14 protein-coding genes and 1 pseudogene are annotated in these 16,747 nt (G+C 65.9%); 8 read left to right on the top strand and 7 right to left on the bottom strand.

The features are described from left to right. Positions 1-33: 33 nt before the first annotated feature. From ACWRN3_RS16705 to ACWRN3_RS16685, 5 genes are read right to left on the bottom strand one after another with little or no spacing between them, the layout of a single operon-like run. Positions 34-1,038, bottom strand: coding sequence for a sugar phosphate isomerase/epimerase family protein (locus ACWRN3_RS16705; protein WP_476741332.1), 1,005 nt, complete (start codon positions 1,036-1,038; stop codon positions 34-36). Between the two features lie 51 nt (positions 1,039-1,089). Continuing rightward, a complete protein-coding gene (locus ACWRN3_RS16700) occupies positions 1,090-2,280 on the bottom strand; it encodes a Gfo/Idh/MocA family protein (protein ID WP_324643658.1) in 1,191 nt (396 codons plus the stop codon). A gap of 13 nt (positions 2,281-2,293) precedes the next feature. Continuing rightward, complete coding sequence (locus ACWRN3_RS16695) at positions 2,294-3,199, bottom strand: carbohydrate ABC transporter permease (protein ID WP_324643659.1); 906 nt, start codon at positions 3,197-3,199, stop codon at positions 2,294-2,296. A gap of 1 nt (position 3,200) precedes the next feature. Then, positions 3,201-4,136, bottom strand: a complete 936-nt coding sequence (locus ACWRN3_RS16690; protein WP_159634882.1) for a carbohydrate ABC transporter permease — start codon at positions 4,134-4,136, stop codon at positions 3,201-3,203. After that, a complete protein-coding gene (locus tag ACWRN3_RS16685; protein ID WP_159634879.1) occupies positions 4,133-5,461 on the bottom strand; it encodes an extracellular solute-binding protein in 1,329 nt (442 codons plus the stop codon). Before ACWRN3_RS16685 ends, ACWRN3_RS16690 begins: the two co-directional genes overlap by 4 nt. Positions 5,462-5,698: 237 nt before the next feature. Here ACWRN3_RS16685 and ACWRN3_RS16680 point away from each other — a divergent pair, with 237 nt between their 5' ends. Then, positions 5,699-6,742, top strand: coding sequence for a LacI family DNA-binding transcriptional regulator (locus ACWRN3_RS16680; RefSeq protein ID WP_476741331.1), 1,044 nt, complete (start codon positions 5,699-5,701; stop codon positions 6,740-6,742). A gap of 25 nt (positions 6,743-6,767) precedes the next feature. On the opposite strand, the gene ACWRN3_RS16675 is transcribed toward ACWRN3_RS16680, so the two are convergent. Next, the gene (locus ACWRN3_RS16675; RefSeq protein ID WP_476741330.1) at positions 6,768-7,877 is read right to left on the bottom strand and encodes a LacI family DNA-binding transcriptional regulator; all 1,110 of its coding nucleotides are present in this window, start codon (positions 7,875-7,877) and stop codon (positions 6,768-6,770) included. 173 nt (positions 7,878-8,050) lie between these two features. Between ACWRN3_RS16675 and ACWRN3_RS16670 the strand changes: the two genes are divergently transcribed. The 5 genes and pseudogenes from ACWRN3_RS16670 (at position 8,051) to ACWRN3_RS16650 (ending at position 12,814) form a co-directional block, all read left to right on the top strand. Continuing rightward, positions 8,051-8,914: an ABC transporter substrate-binding protein gene (locus tag ACWRN3_RS16670; protein ID WP_364398447.1), complete on the top strand. Its 864-nt coding sequence runs from the start codon at positions 8,051-8,053 to the stop codon at positions 8,912-8,914. Between the two features lie 89 nt (positions 8,915-9,003). Next, positions 9,004-9,791 (top strand): annotated as a pseudogene (locus tag ACWRN3_RS16665) (amino acid ABC transporter permease). After that, complete coding sequence (locus ACWRN3_RS16660; protein ID WP_303694166.1) at positions 9,788-10,570, top strand: amino acid ABC transporter ATP-binding protein; 783 nt, start codon at positions 9,788-9,790, stop codon at positions 10,568-10,570. Before ACWRN3_RS16665 ends, ACWRN3_RS16660 begins: the two are co-directional and overlap by 4 nt. Next, positions 10,570-11,613, top strand: a complete 1,044-nt coding sequence (locus ACWRN3_RS16655) for a Gfo/Idh/MocA family protein (RefSeq protein ID WP_476741329.1) — start codon at positions 10,570-10,572, stop codon at positions 11,611-11,613. Before ACWRN3_RS16660 ends, ACWRN3_RS16655 begins: the two co-directional genes overlap by 1 nt. A 79-nt stretch (positions 11,614-11,692) precedes the next feature. Then, positions 11,693-12,814, top strand: a complete 1,122-nt coding sequence (locus tag ACWRN3_RS16650; RefSeq protein WP_476741328.1) for an NAD(P)/FAD-dependent oxidoreductase — start codon at positions 11,693-11,695, stop codon at positions 12,812-12,814. Positions 12,815-12,872: 58 nt separating this feature from the next. Here ACWRN3_RS16650 and ACWRN3_RS16645 read toward each other — a convergent pair whose 3' ends face one another. After that, a complete protein-coding gene (locus tag ACWRN3_RS16645; RefSeq protein ID WP_476741327.1) occupies positions 12,873-14,372 on the bottom strand; it encodes a SulP family inorganic anion transporter in 1,500 nt (499 codons plus the stop codon). 184 nt (positions 14,373-14,556) lie between these two features. On the opposite strand from ACWRN3_RS16645, the gene ACWRN3_RS16640 reads away from it, so the two are divergent. Together ACWRN3_RS16640 and mptB are read left to right on the top strand one after the other, a co-directional pair. Continuing rightward, positions 14,557-14,958 (top strand): MerR family transcriptional regulator, encoded by a 402-nt coding sequence (locus tag ACWRN3_RS16640; RefSeq protein ID WP_255173888.1) that lies wholly within the window; start codon positions 14,557-14,559, stop codon positions 14,956-14,958. A 149-nt stretch (positions 14,959-15,107) separates the two neighbouring features. Continuing rightward, a complete protein-coding gene (gene mptB / locus ACWRN3_RS16635) occupies positions 15,108-16,733 on the top strand; it encodes a polyprenol phosphomannose-dependent alpha 1,6 mannosyltransferase MptB (protein WP_476741326.1) in 1,626 nt (541 codons plus the stop codon). The last annotated feature ends 14 nt before the right edge of the window (positions 16,734-16,747 follow it).

The following is a 16,747-nucleotide window of genomic DNA, read 5'->3' as shown; positions in this document are numbered from 1 at the left end:
TTGGCTGCCGGCTCTTGCCGGCAAGGCGTGGGGTCAGCGGCTGGCGAAGGCGGCGTCGAAGGCTGCTGCCGGCGGGGCGATCCGGGCCAGGTGCTGGACCATGGCCAGCGCCTGCGGGGCGCCGATGAGCCGGTCCATGCCGGCGTCCTCCCACTCGATGCTGGTGGGGCCCTCGTAGCCGATGGCGTTCAGGGTCCGGAAGATCCGGTTCCACTGCACGTCCCCGTGCCCTGCCGTGACGAAATCCCAGCCGCGCCGGGGGTCGGCCCAGGCCAGGTGCGAGCCCAGGCGGCCGTTGCGGCCGTCGAGCTGGCGGATGGATTCCTTGACGTGGACGTGGAAAATCCTGTCTGCGAAGTCCTGCAGGAACATCACGGGGTCCAGGTCCTGCCAGATGAAGTGGGAAGGGTCGAAGTTCAGGCCGAAGTTTTCCCGGTGGCCGATGGCTTCGAGGGTGCGCTTGGCGGTCCAGTAGTCGTAGGCAATTTCGGACGGGTGGACTTCGAGGGCGAACCGGACACCCACTTCGTCGAAGACGTCGAGAATGGGGTTCCAGCGGTCTGCGAAGTCCTGGTAGCCGGCGTCAATCATTTCCTGGGAGGCGGGCGGGAACATGGCCACCGCCTTCCAGATGGAGGAGCCGGTGAAGCCGGTGACGGTCTTCACCCCGAGGCGGGCAGCAGCCCTGGCGGTGTCCTTCATGGCTTCCGCTGCCCGGCGGCGTACGCCTTCGGGCTCGCCGTCGCCCCAGACGTCCGCTGACAGGATGCCCTGGTGGCGTTCGTCGATGGGGTCGTCACACACTGCCTGTCCGGTCAGGTGGTTGGCGATGGCGAACACCTTCAGGTTGTTCTTTTCGAGGATGTCCAGCCGGCCCTGGAGGTAGTTGTCATCCTCGGCCGCGCGGTGCGGATCCAGATGGTCGCCCCAGCAGGCGATCTCCAACCCGTCGAAGCCCCACTCGCCCGCGAGCCGCGCCACTTCCTCGAAGGGCAGGTCGGCCCACTGGCCGGTAAACAGCGTGATTGGTCGTGTCATGTCTATTCCTTGGATCGCTTGAAGCTGGTCAATGCCGTGCCGAACTGCCGCTCAGACTTTTTGCCACTGGCTGGAATTTGCGGCACTGGACTCCACGGCGGCCAGGACCCGCTGCACCTGCAGGGCGTCCGCGAAGGACGGTTCCGGCTGGCGGGCTTCGCCGATGGCCGTGACGAGGTCCACCACCTGGTGGGTGAAGCCGTGCTCATACCCCAGGCCGTGGCCGGTGGGCCACCAGTTTCCGACGTAGGGGTGCTCGGGCTCGGTGACGAAGATCTTCCGGAACCCGGCGTCGGGGGATTCGGCGGCGTCGTAGAAGGACAGGACGTTCATGTCCTCGAAATCGAAGGCGAGGGAACCCTTGGTGCCGTTGACTTCCAGCCGCATGGCGTTCTTCCTGCCCAGGGCGTACCGCGTGGCTTCAAAGACGCCGATCGCACCCGAAGCCGTGCCGCCGTCGAACCTGGCAGTGAAGATTGCCGCGTCATCAACCGTGACTTTTCCGCGCGGAGCATCACTGCTGAGGTCGCCGTGCCCGCCGAGGCCCACCAGGTCGCCGGCCAGCGGGCGTTCCTGCACAAAGGTCTCCAGCAGTGCCGAGACCCCGCTGATGTTCAGGCCCGTGACCCACTGCGCGGCGTCGATGCTGTGTGCTCCGATGTCACCCAGGGAGCCGGATCCGGACTTGCTCTTGTCCAGCCGCCAGGTCATGGGGGCGTTGGCATCGGTGAGCCAGTCCTGCAGGTATTGGGCCCTGACATGGCGGATGTCGCCCAGCCTGCCCTGTTCCACGAACCGCTTGGCCAGCGCCAGTGCCGGAGTTCGGCGGTAGCTGAAGCCGCACATCGAGAAGACGCCGTTCTTCGCAGCGGTTTCCGCGGCGAGCGTCATCCGTTCGGCTTCCTCGACGGAGTTGGCCAGCGGCTTCTCGCACAGCACGTGCTTGCCGGCTTCCAGGGCGGCGATGGCAATATCGGCGTGCGTGTCGCCGGGCGTGCAGATATCGATGAGGTCGATGTCGTCGCGCTCGATCAGGCGGCGCCAGTCCGTTTCAACCGATTCCCAGCCGAGCTTGTCTGCCGCGGCACGGACGCCCTCGGCATTCCTGCCCGCGACCGCGGTCAGCTGGGGCTGCAGGGGCAGGTCGAAAAACCGGGGTGCGGTCCGCCAGGCGTGGGAGTGGGCTGCACCCATGAAGGCGTAGCCCACCATGCCGACCCGCAGGGGTTGTGCGGTGGTCATGGAGATGTCCTTTCTACTTACTGAAGCCCGCGGTCAGGCCTGCGAGCAACTGGCGCCGGCCGATGACGTACAGCACCAGGATGGGCAGGGTGCTGAGCACCACGGAGGCGAGCACGGCGGGAATGTTGACGCTGAATTCGCCCTGGAAGGTCCACAGGCCCAGGGGCAGGACCCGCAGGCCGGGGCTCTGGGTGAGGACCAGCGGCAGCAGGAACCCGTTCCAGACGTGCAGGCCGTTGTAGATGGCTACTGTCACGATGGCTGGCCGGGTGAGGGGCAGCGCGAGCCGCCACATGGTCTGCCATTCGCTGCAGCCGTCCAGCCGCATGGACTCGAACAGTTCGTTCGGGACGTCGCGGATGAAGTTGGAGAGGATCAGCACCGTCAGCGGGATGGCGAAGGCAATGGACGGCAGCATCAGCGCCAGCAGGCTGTCATACAGGTTGAGCCGGATGATCATCAAGTAGATGGGAATGATCGTTGCCTGCAGGGGAATGGCAAGCCCCATGAGGAACACGCCGTTGACCAGCTTGAGGAACCTGCCGCTGCCACGGACGATGGCGAAGGAAGCCATGAAGGAAACCAGCACCGTGGGGATCACGGAACCGAGCGTGACGATGGCGCTGTTCATGAAGTACGTTGCGAAATCCGCCTCGAGGACCATCTGGTAGTTCTCCAGCGTGGGCGAGGTGGGCAGGGCCAGGGGATTCTGGCCAAAGTAGCCTGCCTGCGTCTTCAGGCTGGTGATCACCACGTAATAGACCGGCAGGATGATGATGGCGAGCCAGAACCAGCCGCCAAGGCCGCCGGGAATGTTCAGCCGCTTCAGCCGTGAACCGAGTCCCCTTGTGGCGGCCGGTGTGCCGCCAATGGATCCGGTCCGGTCCTCCCGCGTATTGCTCTTCAGGACGGTACTCACCCTACAAACCTTCCAATTGGCTGCCCTGCTTGTCCTTGCCTCCAAGGCGCTGGAGGAACAAGGCAAGTGCAAGGCCGATGATGACGAGAATGACGGCGATGACGCTGGCAGGGCCCATGAGGTTGGCCCGGAAGCCCCGGAGGTACATGTCCAGGGCCAGGATCCGGGTGGAGTTTCCGGGTCCGCCGCCGGTGAGGACGAAGATCAGGTCGAAGTACGTCAGCGAGCCCACCACCATCAGCGTGGAGGAGGTGATGATGGTGTACTTCAACTGGGGCAGGGTGATGTGGAAGAACTGCTTGATGGTTCCGGCGCCGTCGATCTGGGCCGCTTCATACAGCGACTTGGGGATCTGCCGCACGCCGCCCTGGTAGATGAGCGTGTGGAACGGCACGAACTGCCAGGCGATGACGAAGATGACCAGGCCCAGGGCAAGGTGCGGAACCCCCAGCCAGTCCTGCGCCAGGAAGGGCAGGCCCAAGCCGGTTGCCAGGCCGAAGTTCGGGTCCAGCAGGGCCTTGAAGGCGATGGCGACGGCGGCCGAGGACAGCAGCAGGGGCAGGAAGTACAGCACCGCCAGGGCGGCACGGTACCGCTGGCTTCCTGCCGTGAAGACCCCCAGCAGGAGGCTGATGGGGGTCTGGACCAGCCACGAGACGATCATGATCAGGAAGGTCAGGCCCAGGGCGTTGTACAGCCCCGGGTCTGCCAGCACGGAGAACCAGTTGTCCAGCCCCGCCGCCCCGATGGCACCGATCCCGTCCCAGCTGGTGAAGCTGAGGATGAGCACGCCGGCCAACGGGATGACGGCGAACACCAGGAAGAAGAACAGGGCAGGCAGTGTCAGCCAGGCCAGGGCGGCCTTGCGCTGTTCGGTCTGCCTGGATTCCTTGATCCTGGCAGTGGCCCGCGGGGCGGTGGAGACGGCGTTACTCATTTCCCGAGGGTGCCGTTCATGTTCTCGGCGAACTGCTGCGGCGTAATCGACTTCAGGAAGAGCTGGTCGATGTTGTTCAGCAGGGCTTCGGCGGCGGTGGGGCTCAGCGCCTGGTCCCAGGACTGCTGGAAGTTCGGGGCGTTCTTGGCCATGTCGTAGACAAAGTTAAGGAACTCTTTGTCCTCGGACGTATTCAGCTTGTCTTCGATGCCGTTGACGATGGGCACCGAGCCGGAGTTGATGTAGGCGTCGATCACGGTCTCGGTCAGGATGCCGTCCTTGAAGAACTTCTTGGCGGATTCCTTTTCCTTGTCGCTGGCCTTGGAGGAGATGGACATGTAGGCCGCGGGGTTTCCCACGCCGTTCTTCGGATCGCCCTTCCCGCCGGCAATGGTGGGGAAGGGGACGAAGCCCAGTTTGCCGTTCTGGACGAAGTTCTGGCCGGCCTTCTTCATGGCACCGTAGGTCCAGGAACCGTGCAGCATCATGGCGGCCTTGCCGGAAAACAGCAGTGCCTGGTCTGCCTGCGAGTCAGCGGTAATGGAGGAGAAGCCCTTGATGAAGCCGTCGGCGGAGACCAGCTCCTGGACCTTGGTGCCGGTCTCGATCACCGCCGGGTCCATCCAGGCATTGGGCTTGCCTTCGAAGATCGCCTTGAAGACTTCCGGGCCGCCAATGCGGTCCAGCAGGTACTCAAGCCACATCATCGAGGTCCAGCGCGACTGGCCGCCCAGGGAGAAGGGAGCCACGCCCATGTCGTTGAAGGTCTTGACCAGGGACATGATGTCTTCCCACGTCTTGGGCGGCTGGACGCCTGCCTTCTGGAACAGGTCCTTGTTGTAGAACAGGACAATCGGGGCCACGTACTGGTTGGGCAGGGCGTAGATCTTGCCGTTGATCGTGGCGGCACCGAAGGAGGATGGGAAGAACTTGTTCTTCACGTCCGGGTTCTGCTCGAACCAGCTGGTCAGGTCCTCGACCTGGTTGGCCTCTGCGTAGGTCTTCAGGCCACCGCCGCCCCAGCCGTAGATGATGGTTGGCGCCTGGTTGGCGCCGATGGCGGTCTTGATCTTGGTCTTGTAGGCGTCGTTCTGGAAGTAGGTGACGTTGATCTTGTCAGCGGAGTTGGCCGAATTGAATGCATCCACCGCCTTCTGCATGGTGGTCTGGTTCGGCTCACCGGACAGATACCACATGCTGGCGCCTCCACCGCCGCTCGAGGCGCCCGGACCTGACGTTCCGCAGGCAGTGGTTGCGGCAACGGCAAAGGGAGTAAGGGCAGCGAGGGCGAGGAAAGAGCGCCGGGACGTCTGGGGTTGCTTCATTGCTTCTCCATTGTGAATTTGCGGTCGAGGTACGGGGCATCGGCTCCGACGTTCATTCGAAACATTTCGAACGGTGATATAAGTCACGCTGTAAACTAAAGCCCTAAATATTCGCGTGGTCAAGGGATCGTAGAGGATCTTTTTTGGCTCAACACCATAAACCGAGCCGAGCTTGACGTTTCGAAGTCGCCTTCCCCAAAATGAATCCACTCTCCATTTTCGAAAGATTGCGAACCAATGACGACCAGATTGCCTGAGCGGACAAAGCCCACGCTCGCCACCGTTGCCAGGCAGGCAGGGGTCTCGGCTCCAACTGTTTCCAAGGTGGTGAACGGCCGGGACGACGTGGCGCCGGAAACCAGGGCGCGGATCCTCGCGGTACTGGAGCAGGCGGGGTACCAGTCGCCCGTGCAGCGCCGCGCAGCCACGGAAAGTGCCACCGTGGTGGAAGTGGTCATCGACGTCCTTGATTCCGCCTACACCATCCAGGTCCTGAACGGCATCCTGCAGTTCGCAGCCGGCGCCGATGTCGAAATCCTCGTGAGTGTGACCGGCCAGTCCACCGTTGGGGCGCACAGCCCCGAACGCCGTGCCCAGCGCATCCTGGAAGAGGGCAGGGCGGGAATGATCGTGGTCACCTCAGCCTTCAGCGAGGCCCAGCTGAATGCGTTCCGGCGCCGCCAGATTCCGGTGGTGGTCATCGACCCGCTCAATCCGCCTTCCGCTGACGTGGTCAGCGTCGGCGCGACAAACTGGGCCGGCGGCAAGGCGGCCACCGAGCATCTGCTGGGGCTGGGGCACCGCCGCATCGCCTACATCGGCGGGATTGAGGGGGCCGAATGCAACCAGGCGCGGCTTCACGGTTACATGGCTGCCCTCATGGCTGCCGGCGTGCCGGTGGACCCCCGGTACATTGTCTCCGGGGGCCGGTTCCGGACCGAGAGCGGGGTCAAGGGACTCAAAGCCCTGCTGCAGCTCGATGAACTTCCCACCGCCATTTTCGCGGGAAGCGACACGATCGCGCTGGGGGTCCTGAGCGAGGCGCGGCACCACGGGATCAGGGTCCCGGAGGACATCAGCCTCATCGGTTTCGACGGCACCAACCAGGGCGAGCAGTCCGTCCCCTCATTGAGCTCGGTGGCCCAGCCCCTCGAGGAGATGGGACGGGCTGCCCTGAGGTCGCTGCTGCGCCAGGCACGCGGGGAAGTCCTCGATTCCCACCGGGTGGAGCTGGCCACCCACGTGATTGTCCGCGAGTCCACCGCCCCTCCCGCCGCCTGAACGCCGGGGCGGGGCGCACGGGGCGTCAGGCGGGCTTTCCCGCCAGCTGTTCGCGGCCAGGCTTCCCGGTAGTGGCCGGGCACGGCCCCACTGACCCACGCCGCACCAGGGTCGCCGTGAACTGTGCGGGAGCGGCAGGCGGGAGCCCCTCCATTTGCCGGATCAGCGCCTTCGCTGCCGCCACTCCCATGTTGTAGACGGGCTGGGCGATGACTGTGAGGGGCGGGGTTGTAAGCCTGGTCCACGCAAAGTCGTCGTACATCAGGAATGAAACATCCGCTGGAATGGACAGGCCCAGTTCCTGGACCGCTTCCACAACGCTGAGGGCGATGAGGCCGTCGGACGCCACCACGGCCGTGGCCCGGTCCGGCCCCCTGAGCACTTCCCGGGTAGTGCTGCGGATGGAGTCTTCATCGCCCGCGTTCAACCGGACCAGGTCCTCCGGAAAAGCCAGCCCGGATTCCAGGAAGGCCTCCCGCATGCCTTCGATACGGTCGGCGATCTGGGAGGACTCCAGCGTCATTCCGGGGGTGTACGGGGCATCGGTCCTCAATGTGGAAATGAAGGCGATCCGGCGGTGCCCCGCATCCAGCAGGTACCGCGTAGCCTCGCGCGAAATCCGCGCCATGTCCACGGCCATGGTCTCAACCGGCATGTCCCCGGCAGTGCGGTCGATGAAGACCATGGGCCGGCCGGACCGGTGCACCTCCTGGAGATGTCCGGTGTCCACCGATGACGCAGGAGCGACGATCAGCCCGTCCACGCGCTTGTCCAGCAGCACCCGCACGGCGTCCACTTCCGCCTCGCGGTCTTCGTCGGTATTGACCAGGATGACGTTGTAGCCGGCCTTCTTTGCCGTGTCCGTGATGCCCCGGGTTGCCAGTCCAAAGTGGGGGTTTTCGATGTCTCCCACCACCACGCCGATGGTGTGCGACTTGCCCGTGTTCATGCTGCGCGCAAGCTCATTGGGCCGGTAGGAAAGGGCCTCCGCCGCGGCCAGGACGCGCTCGCGGACATCGTCACTGACGGCGCCGTAATTGCCCAACGCGCGGGCGGCCTGGGCCTTGGAGACCTGGGCTGCCTTTGCGACGTCCGCGACGGTGACGTCCCGCCGTCGTGCTCCTTCAGCGCTCATCTTCACCTTTCGAAGAGGCTGTTGACGCCCCCTGTGACTTCCGCTACATTTCTATCCATCGATGTGAGTCCGGTCTCAATCCTAGGGTGTGAGACCGGACTCAACAAGAGCATCGGCGACTTTCTTCGGCGGCCCTGACAGCACCGCCTCCCTCCCAACGATTGGACAACGCTGTGAAGAAAAAGAACCTCCGCCCGGCCGGAATCGCCGCCGCGGCACTGGCTGCGGTCCTGGCGCTCTCCGGCTGCAGCTCCACCTCCCCCGCTTCCACCACAGAGAACAACCCCTACGGACTGATCCAGCCGGGCACCATCCGCGTGGCCAGCCTGGGCGACTCCAAGCCGTACACCTTCGCCGACGCGTCCGGTAATTTCACCGGCTTCGACGTCGAACTGTTCAAGGATGTGGCCCACCGGGCCGGTGTGGACAACGTCGTCTTCACCGGACAGGACTTCTCCGGCCTCCTGGCCGCAGTGGCCAACGGGCAGTTCGACGCCGGGGTTGCCGCGATCGGCATCACGGACAAGCGGAAGGAAACCGTGGACTTCTCGGACGGCTACCTGGCCGGTTACCTGACGGTGATCACCACCAAGACGTCGGGCATCACGAGCGCCGAGGGCCTGGCCGGCAAGCGCCTGGGCGTGGTCCAGGGGACCCTGCAGGAAGCGTACGCCGTCAAGAACTTCACCTCAGCCAGCCTGGTCCGCTTCCCGGACAACAACACCGCCATCGCGGCCGTGAACAGCGGCAGCGTGGACGCCCACTTCCTGGATTACGAGGCAGCGAAGGCTTACGAGGACCAGCACGGCCTGGTCAGCGCCGCGGACATCCCGTCCTTCGACGCTCCGGCCGGGTTCGCCGTCGCCAAGGGCAAGACGGCCTTCAAGGAAGCCCTGAACAAGGGACTCGCCGCCGCCATGGAGGACGGCACCTGGAAGAAGCTCTACCAGAAGTGGTTCCCGGGCTCCCCGATGCCCAAGCAGTACCTGCCCAAGGCCGAACAGGCCGCCTCCGCCTCACCGGCACCCAGCAAGTAGCCCGCGAGCACCAGCCCTCCGGCTTCACGGCCGGGGCGGGCCCGCGGCCCGCCCCGGCACCTCCACTCAATCTACGTCTGAGAGCAACCATGGACTGGTTCAACACCATCATCCGTACTTTCTTCGACTTCGGCGCTATGGCCGAGGTCCTGCCCCAACTGTTGGCGGTCGGCCTGCTGAACACGCTGATCATCTCCATCGCCGCCACCGTCCTTGGCACGGTGCTGGGGATGGTGGTGGCCGTCATGGGCATCTCACCCTCGAAATGGCTGCGGGTTCCGGCCCGCATCTACACGGACCTCTTCCGGGGCCTGCCGGCCATCCTGACCATCCTGCTGATCGGCCAGGGCTTCGCCCGGCTCAGCCAGTCGATCTTCGGCCCGTCCCCTTACCCGCTGGGCATCATCGCGCTGAGCCTGATCGCCAGCGCCTACATCGGGGAGATCTTCCGCGCCGGCATCCTCAGCGTGGACAAGGGCCAGGGCGAGGCCTGCCGCGCCCTGGGGATGAGCTACGCCAAGTCCATGGCCCTGGTGGTGGTCCCGCAGGGCGTACGCCGGTCCTGCCGGCCCTGGTGAACCAGTTCATCGCGATCGTCAAGGACTCCTCCCTGGTGTACTTCCTGGGCCTGCTGGTCACCGAACGCGAACTCTTCCGCGTGGGCCAGGACGCCGCCGTGCTCTCCGGCAACCTCTCACCCCTGGTGGCGGCGGGCCTGTTCTACCTGGTAATCACCGTCCCGCTGACACACCTGGTAAACCACTTCGACAACAAGTTCCGCACCGGACGCCGCCGCGCCGCGCCGCCCACCAGCGGCCTGAAAGAAGTCAAGGAACTCGACGCGGCCTCGCCGCTCACCACCGGGAGCAACACATGAACACCCCCACAAAGAAAGCCACCACAGCAGGGCCCGCGGAGGCCCCGACATTCCACGGCTCCAGCCTGGAACTGCGCAACGTCACCATGGCATACGGCGACATCGACGTCCTGCGCAACGTCAGCCTCACGGTTGCCCCCGGAACCACCACCTGCATCATCGGTCCCTCCGGCTCGGGCAAATCCACCCTCCTGCGGGGCATTAACCGCCTCCACGAACCCAAAAGCGGCGACGTGCTGCTCGCCGGCGACAGCATCCTGGGCACCAACCCGGACACCCTGCGCACCCGCATCGGCATGGTGTTCCAGCACTTCAACCTCTTCCCGGACCATACTGCGGAAGAAAACGTGGCCCTGGCACTCTGGAGCGTCAAGGGCATGCCCAAGGCCCAGGCCATGGATCGCGCCCGTCAACGCCTGGCCGAAGTAGGCCTCGCCGAACGCGCCGACCACCGCCCCCGCGACCTCTCCGGCGGCCAGCAGCAGCGCGTCGCCATCGCCCGCGCCCTGGCCATGGAACCCGAAGTCATGCTCTTCGACGAAGCAACCAGCGCCCTGGATCCTGAGCTGGTCAAGGGCGTCCTGAACCTCATGGCCGGCCTGGGCGGCCGCGGCATGACCATGCTGGTAGTCACCCACGAAATGGGCTTCGCCCGCAAAGTCGCCGACCAGGTGGTCTTCATGGACGAAGGCGAAGTGGTTGAAGCAGGAACCCCCACCCAACTCTTCGACAACCCCCGCAGCGAACGCCTTCAACGCTTCCTCTCCGAGGTGCTCTGATGGGTACGGTTACCGCTGCACCCATCCGGACCGCCGTCGTCGGCTTTGGAATCTCCGGAAAGGTCTTCCACGTGCCGCTGATCGCGGCCAACCCGGACTTCTCGCTTGACGTGATCGTGACGGCCCAGCCCGGGCGCGCCGCCGAGGCGGCCCGCCTCTACCCACGGGCACGGATCGTTGGAACTCCGGAAGAGCTGTTCGCCCTGTCCGCGGACCTGGACCTGGTCATCCTTGGCATCCCGCCGCACACCCACTTCGGACTGGCCGCGACGGCCATCGCCCACGGCCTGCACGTGGTGGTGGACAAGCCGTTCGTGCCCACGTCCGCCTTGGGTGAGGAGCTGATCAGCAGGGCGGACGACGGCGGGGTGCGGCTCACGGTGTTCCAGAACCGCCGGTGGGATGCGGACTTCCTGACCCTCCGGAAGATCCTGGCCTCGGGAGCGCTGGGGCAGGTCAGCAGCTTCGAATCACGGTTCGAATGGTGGCGGCCGGAAGGGTTTGGGAACTGGCGGGACACCGTGTCCCTCTCCGAGGGCGGCGGCATCCTGCACGACCTGGGAGCCCACCTGATCGACCAGGCCATCCAGTTGTTCGGCCCGGTGGACCGGAGCTACGGCGAGACGGCCAACCGCGGGCCACATCCGGACGCTGCCGACACTGAAGCCTTCGTGTCACTGCTGCACGCCTCCGGAGTCCGCTCCCGGCTGTGGATGAACGGCATGGCCGCCCAGGCGGGGGCCCGCTTCCACGTCCTCGGCTCCGAGGCCGGGTACACCAAGTGGGGCCTTGACGGCCAGGAACCTGCCCTCGCGGCGGGGATGCCGCCGTCGGACGCTGCATATGGCCTCGACCCCCAGGAGTCTTGGGGGCTCCTGGGCATCGATGGTGCAACGTCCCCCGTTCCTGCCGAACGTGGCGCCTACCCCCAGTTTTACGTGCAACTGGCCGCAGCCCTGCGCGGGGAGGGGGCGCTGCCCGTCGACCCCGCCGGTCCCCTCGAAGTACTGAGAGTCATTGAGGGGATCCACGCCCTGGCGTGAGGTACCCCACCCAACTCTTCTCCATTGACGCACCGCTCGCGTCCCATCAGAACCACGAATTCCACAGAAAGGGACTCCAATGTCCTCTGCTCCAGCCACCAAGCGCGTCGCGATCATCGGCGGCGGCATCCTGGGCGTCTCCACCGCCGTACACCTGCTCCGCGAAGGCGCCTCGGTCATCCTGCTGACCGAGCGGGGCCTTGCCAGCGAAGCCAGCGGACGCTCGCTGTCCTGGCTCAATTCCGCCGGCGAACGGTCCACCCCCTACCACCAGCTGCGGGTGGCCGGCGTGGACCGCTACCGCACGCTCTTCGCCTCCAACCCCCGGCGGGAGTGGCTCCAGTTCGGCGGCGGTCTCATGTGGAACGTGGCCGGCCAGTCTGAAGCGACCGAAGCCCGGCACGCCTACGAGAAGTCCATTGGCTACGACTCCAGGCTGCTCGCTCCGGAAGAGATTGCATCAGCCACCCCCGGCGTTGATTCCAGTGCCGTACCGGACAACGGCATCTTCAATCCCGGCGAAGGCTGGGTAAGCCTGCCGGACCTGATCGACTTCCTGATGGAGGAGTTCCACTCACGGGGCGGCGAACTGGTCCTCAACGCCGGCAAGGCCTCCGTCATGGTGGAGGGCGGCCGCACCACCGGGGTGGAGACTGCGGCGGGCGGGACCTACCCTGCCGACGCGGTCCTGGTGGCGTGCGGCGCCGCGACGCCCGCCGTCGTCCAGCCTCTGGGCGTGCACATCCCCAATGGTTCGCCCGTGTCCATGCTGGTGGTGACCAAGCAGGTGCAGCACGACGTCACCGCCGTGATGAACACTCCGCGCGCCGCGCTCCGGCCCAACCCCGGCGGCACGTTCGCGCTGGACCACGACTGGTATGAGGAACACATCACCGAGCACGCGGACGGTTCGTTCACCATTCCGGAAGAAGTGGTGCAGGAACTGGCTGATGAAGCCTCCAGGCTGGTTGCCGGCAATCCGGAACTCAAGCCGGCCTCCTGGAAGATGGGCTACAAGCCGATCCCCGGCGACGGCGAACCCGTCCTGGGGGAACTGGGCCAGGTGCCGGGATGCTTCGTTGCCTTCACGCACTCGGGCGCCACCCTGGGACTCATTGCCGGCGAACTCCTGGCCGGCGAGATCCTGACCGGCCGGAAGCACCCCATGCTGGCAACGTTCCGGCCGGGGCGTTTCTCCTAGTTCTCCAACAGGAAGGGGCGGGGCCGCGGCCCCCCCCCTTCCGCGCACGCGCTGCTGCTCAGGCGCCCAAGTGCCCCGTAAGGCGCCGGTGGAACCCGGTGCTCCGCTCATCGAGGCCTTCAATGGACACCACCGCGCCGTGGTGCCCGTACTTGGTTTCGATGGAGTCCAGGGCAGCGACCGTTGACGCGTCCCAGATCTGGGCCCGGCTGAGGTCAATAGTCACCGAAGCGGGATCGTCGGCGTACGCGAAATGCTCCACCAGGTCATTGCTGCTGCCGAAGAACAGCGGTCCCACCACCTCGTAGCGCACGCTCCCGCCGTCGCCTGCCAAAGTCCGCTCGACGGTGATGACGTGGGCCACCCGGCGGGCGAACAGCACCATCGCCAGGACGACGCCCACCAGGACGCCGTAGGCAAGGTTGCCCGTGAAGACGACGACGGCCACCGTGACGCCCATGACGATCGTCTCCGGCAGCGGCATCCTTTTCAGGGTGGAGGGCTCCACGCTGTGCCAGTCGACGGTGGTAACGGCCACGACCATCATCACCGCGGCAAGGGCAACCATGGGGATCTGCCCCATGATCGAGCTGAGTCCCGTCACCAAGGCCAGCAGGAACAGTCCGGCCACGAACGTCGAGATCCGGGTGCGGGCCTGGCCTGTCTTCACGTTGAGGACGGTCTGGCCGATCATGGCGCAGCCGGCGATGCCGCCGTAGAACCCGGCGAGGATGTTCGAGACGCCCAGGCCCCAGGACTCGCGGCCCTTGTGCGAGGGGGTCTCCGTAATGTCATCGACCAGTTTCGCCGTGAGGAGGGTTTCCATGAGGCCGACAAACGCCACGCTCAGCGCCGTGGGCAGGACCAGCTTGAAGGTCTCAGCGTCAAACGGAACCAGGAAGGGGGTGATCCCGGGCATCCGGCCCGTGAGGGGACCCTCGTCGGCGACGTTCGGAACGGAGAGGCCCGCAATGATGGCGATCGCCGTGACGACGACGATGGCCACCAGGGGCGACGGGACCACCTTGGTGAAGCGGGGAAGAACGAAGATGATGGCCAGCGTCAGGGCAAACAGGACGTAGGCGAGCCAGGGGACATTGAGGACATGGGGCACCTGCGCCATGAAAATCAGCACGCCCAGGGCGTTGACGAACCCGATCATCACCGATCGCGGGATGAACCGCATCAGGCGGGCAAGCCCGGCCAGGCCGAAGACCACCTGGATCACCCCGGCAAGCAGCACCGCCGGCAGGACGTACTGGACCCCGTGCTCGTGCACCAGCGGGGCGATGACCAGGGCGACGGAGCCAGCTGCCGCCGTTACGACGCCGGGCCGTCCGCCAAGGATGGACATCGCCAGGGCAAGCACGATGGAGGCGACAAGGCTGACCATCGGATCCACCCCGGCCACGATCGAGAACGAAATGACCTCCGGGACGAGCGCAAGGGTGGTGACCATGCCGGCGAGGACTTCGCGGGTCAGCTGCCGCGGAGAGCGCAGCGCGGCCATGACGGTGTTCGGCGGCCGGGTGGGGCGGGGGCGGTCGGCGACGGCCAAGGAGCGGCTCCAGGGACTTGGCTCTCAGGAAAGAGCGGGTGGGCAACGTTGTGCGCGCCACGGTGCGCAAGGGTCCAGCCCTGCCATGGAAGACAATTGGGGTGGAGAGAAAAGGCGCCGGTGACTGCCGGCTGCGCATGCAACACTACCCTAACGTGAGGGTTGAGCCCGGATTGGTGACGTGATGGTGAAAGAGATGACCGCCGAAGAAGTGGTGGCCACGATGCATATTGGCGAACTGGCGGACCGTTCGCAGATGTCCCTGCGCACCATCCGCCACTACGACGAGGTGGGCCTGCTCAAACCGTCCGGCCGCACCGACGGCGGATTCCGCCTCTACACCGAGCGTGATTTCACGCGCCTGCTGCTGATCCGCAGGATGAAGCCGCTGGGGTTCACGCTCGAGGCCATGGCCGGGCTCTTGAAGGTCATTGACGCATTGGAGGCGGCCGCGCCCGGCGAGGATGTTACGGATATCAGGACTGAGTTGAACGGTTTCATTGAAGAGGCAGCACGGCGCCGTGCGAAGTTGGAGGAACAACTCGGCATGGCCGACGAGTTCCTGGCGCTGCTGCGTGCACGGTAGGGAACCCGCCGCTGTTGCCAAACTGTGCCTTGCCGCCCGGCCATGGCCCCGGGGCAGCAGTAAGCACGGCTGATAAAATGACCGGGTTGCAGGGCGGCCCGGAGAGCCGGTGCAACCAGTGCCGTAACAAAGTAGGGGACCACACAATCATGACGGCAGGCGGGTCACACCTTGAGACGTCGGAGAGCCGGCCGGGCAAACCGGTCGACGCCTCCGCGCCCGCCAGGGGCCGCGCCTACCTCGCCACCATCGAAGGTTTCGTCGGCGCCCTCATGATGTTCGTCGGCTCCATCGGCACGGGCTGGATCGCCAACGGCTCGCCCATGATCCGGCAGCCAGTGGTCATCGCGCTCCGCACCGAGGGGTGGGGTGTTGCCGTGTCCACCGTGCTGCTGACGGCCGGCGCCATGCTCCTGATGCGCTCCTGGCTGAGGTTGGGCCAGCGGCTGGGGGACTGGGGGCAGTCCTCGCTGCGGTCCGTGGTGGTGGCCATCTCCGCCTGGTCCCTGCCGCTGCTGTTCTGCGTCCCGGTCTTTTCCCGCGACGTCTACGCCTATACCGGCCAGGGCCGCCTGGTCCAGGAGGGCCAGAACCCGTATGAGGTGGGCATTTCCACGCTCAACAACTGGTTTTCGCTGGGCGCCGACCCCGCCTGGGCCGAGAACAGGACCCCCTACGGACCGTACTTCCTGTGGCTGGCACGCGCCGTCGTGGGGCTGACCGGTGCCCAGCCCGACGCGTCAGTCCTGCTCTTCAGGCTCCTGGCCGGCGTCGGCGTCCTGCTCTGCGTCATCTACGTCCCCAAACTGGCCGAACTGCACGGCATCAACGGTGCGCGGGCCCTCTGGATCTCCGTGGCCAACCCGTTGTTCCTCATCAGCTTCATCGCCAGTGCCCACAACGACGCACTCATGGTGGGGCTCGCCGTCGCCGGTGTCTATCTGGCCGCCACGCGCCGCTACCTGCTGGGCATCCTCCTGGTCACCGCCTCCATCGGCATCAAGCCCATCACCGTGCTGCTGCTGCCGTTCATCGGGGTCATGTGGGCGGGCCCCTCCGCTTCCTGGCCGCGCAAGTTCCTGATGTGGGGCGCGACGGCGGGCATCAGCTTTGGCGTGCTCGCCCTCAGCGGCATCCCCTACAACCTGGGCATCGGCTGGACCTGGGCCATCATGGACCCCACCCCCGGCTACACGGGTTACTCCCCGTCGGGCTTCCTGGGCCAGCAGGTGGAGTTGCTCGCCAACGCCCTGGGCCTGCCCGGGGGAACGCTGGCCACCTGGCTGAGGACGGCCATGAAGTGGGCCGCCATCGCCTTGGTCCTGCTGCTGATGTTCCGCGGCGACTACTCCCGGGCGGTGCGCCGGATGGCCCTGGCGTTCACCGCCGTGGTGATGCTCTCACCCATCATCCAGCCCTGGTACATCCTGTGGTTCCTGCCGTTCCTCGCGGTCACCGGCATCCGGGACGACTGGCAGATCCGCTCGCTTTACGTGGGCGTGACGTTCTTCGTGGTGTTCGGCGCCCAGGACCAGCTCTCTGTCTGGTCCTTTGTGGAACTGCCCATCGACGCGTCCTCCCTGGCGTTCTTCACCGCCCTCGCGTTCACGTTCTACCTGCTGGTGCTGGACGTCCACACCCGGAAACTGCTCATCGAGGGAAAGCCGCTGGACCTTGCCCGGCGCGGGTGGCAGTGGGCCGTGGAGCGGCGGGCGGCACGCCGCACCCGCGCACCCCAGGCCCCCGCCGCCGTCGACCGGTCCGAAAGCCGCTAGCCGGGCGGCCGGCC

Source organism: Pseudarthrobacter sp. rb (assembly GCF_056389225.1).
This window is presented reverse-complemented; position numbering and strand designations above follow the sequence as displayed.

Coding starts and splice junctions, on each gene's coding strand:
- ACWRN3_RS16660 (WP_303694166.1), top strand. CDS start 9,788: ATGAACACCCCCACAAAGAAAGCCACCACAGCAGGGCCCGCGGAGGCC.
- ACWRN3_RS16655 (WP_476741329.1), top strand. CDS start 10,570: ATGGGTACGGTTACCGCTGCACCCATCCGGACCGCCGTCGTCGGCTTT.
- ACWRN3_RS16680 (WP_476741331.1), top strand. CDS start 5,699: ATGACGACCAGATTGCCTGAGCGGACAAAGCCCACGCTCGCCACCGTT.
- ACWRN3_RS16685 (WP_159634879.1), bottom strand. CDS start 5,461: ATGAAGCAACCCCAGACGTCCCGGCGCTCTTTCCTCGCCCTCGCTGCC.
- mptB (WP_476741326.1), top strand. CDS start 15,108: ATGACGGCAGGCGGGTCACACCTTGAGACGTCGGAGAGCCGGCCGGGC.
- ACWRN3_RS16700 (WP_324643658.1), bottom strand. CDS start 2,280: ATGACCACCGCACAACCCCTGCGGGTCGGCATGGTGGGCTACGCCTTC.
- ACWRN3_RS16640 (WP_255173888.1), top strand. CDS start 14,557: ATGGTGAAAGAGATGACCGCCGAAGAAGTGGTGGCCACGATGCATATT.
- ACWRN3_RS16650 (WP_476741328.1), top strand. CDS start 11,693: ATGTCCTCTGCTCCAGCCACCAAGCGCGTCGCGATCATCGGCGGCGGC.
- ACWRN3_RS16705 (WP_476741332.1), bottom strand. CDS start 1,038: ATGACACGACCAATCACGCTGTTTACCGGCCAGTGGGCCGACCTGCCC.
- ACWRN3_RS16675 (WP_476741330.1), bottom strand. CDS start 7,877: ATGAGCGCTGAAGGAGCACGACGGCGGGACGTCACCGTCGCGGACGTC.
- ACWRN3_RS16690 (WP_159634882.1), bottom strand. CDS start 4,136: ATGAGTAACGCCGTCTCCACCGCCCCGCGGGCCACTGCCAGGATCAAG.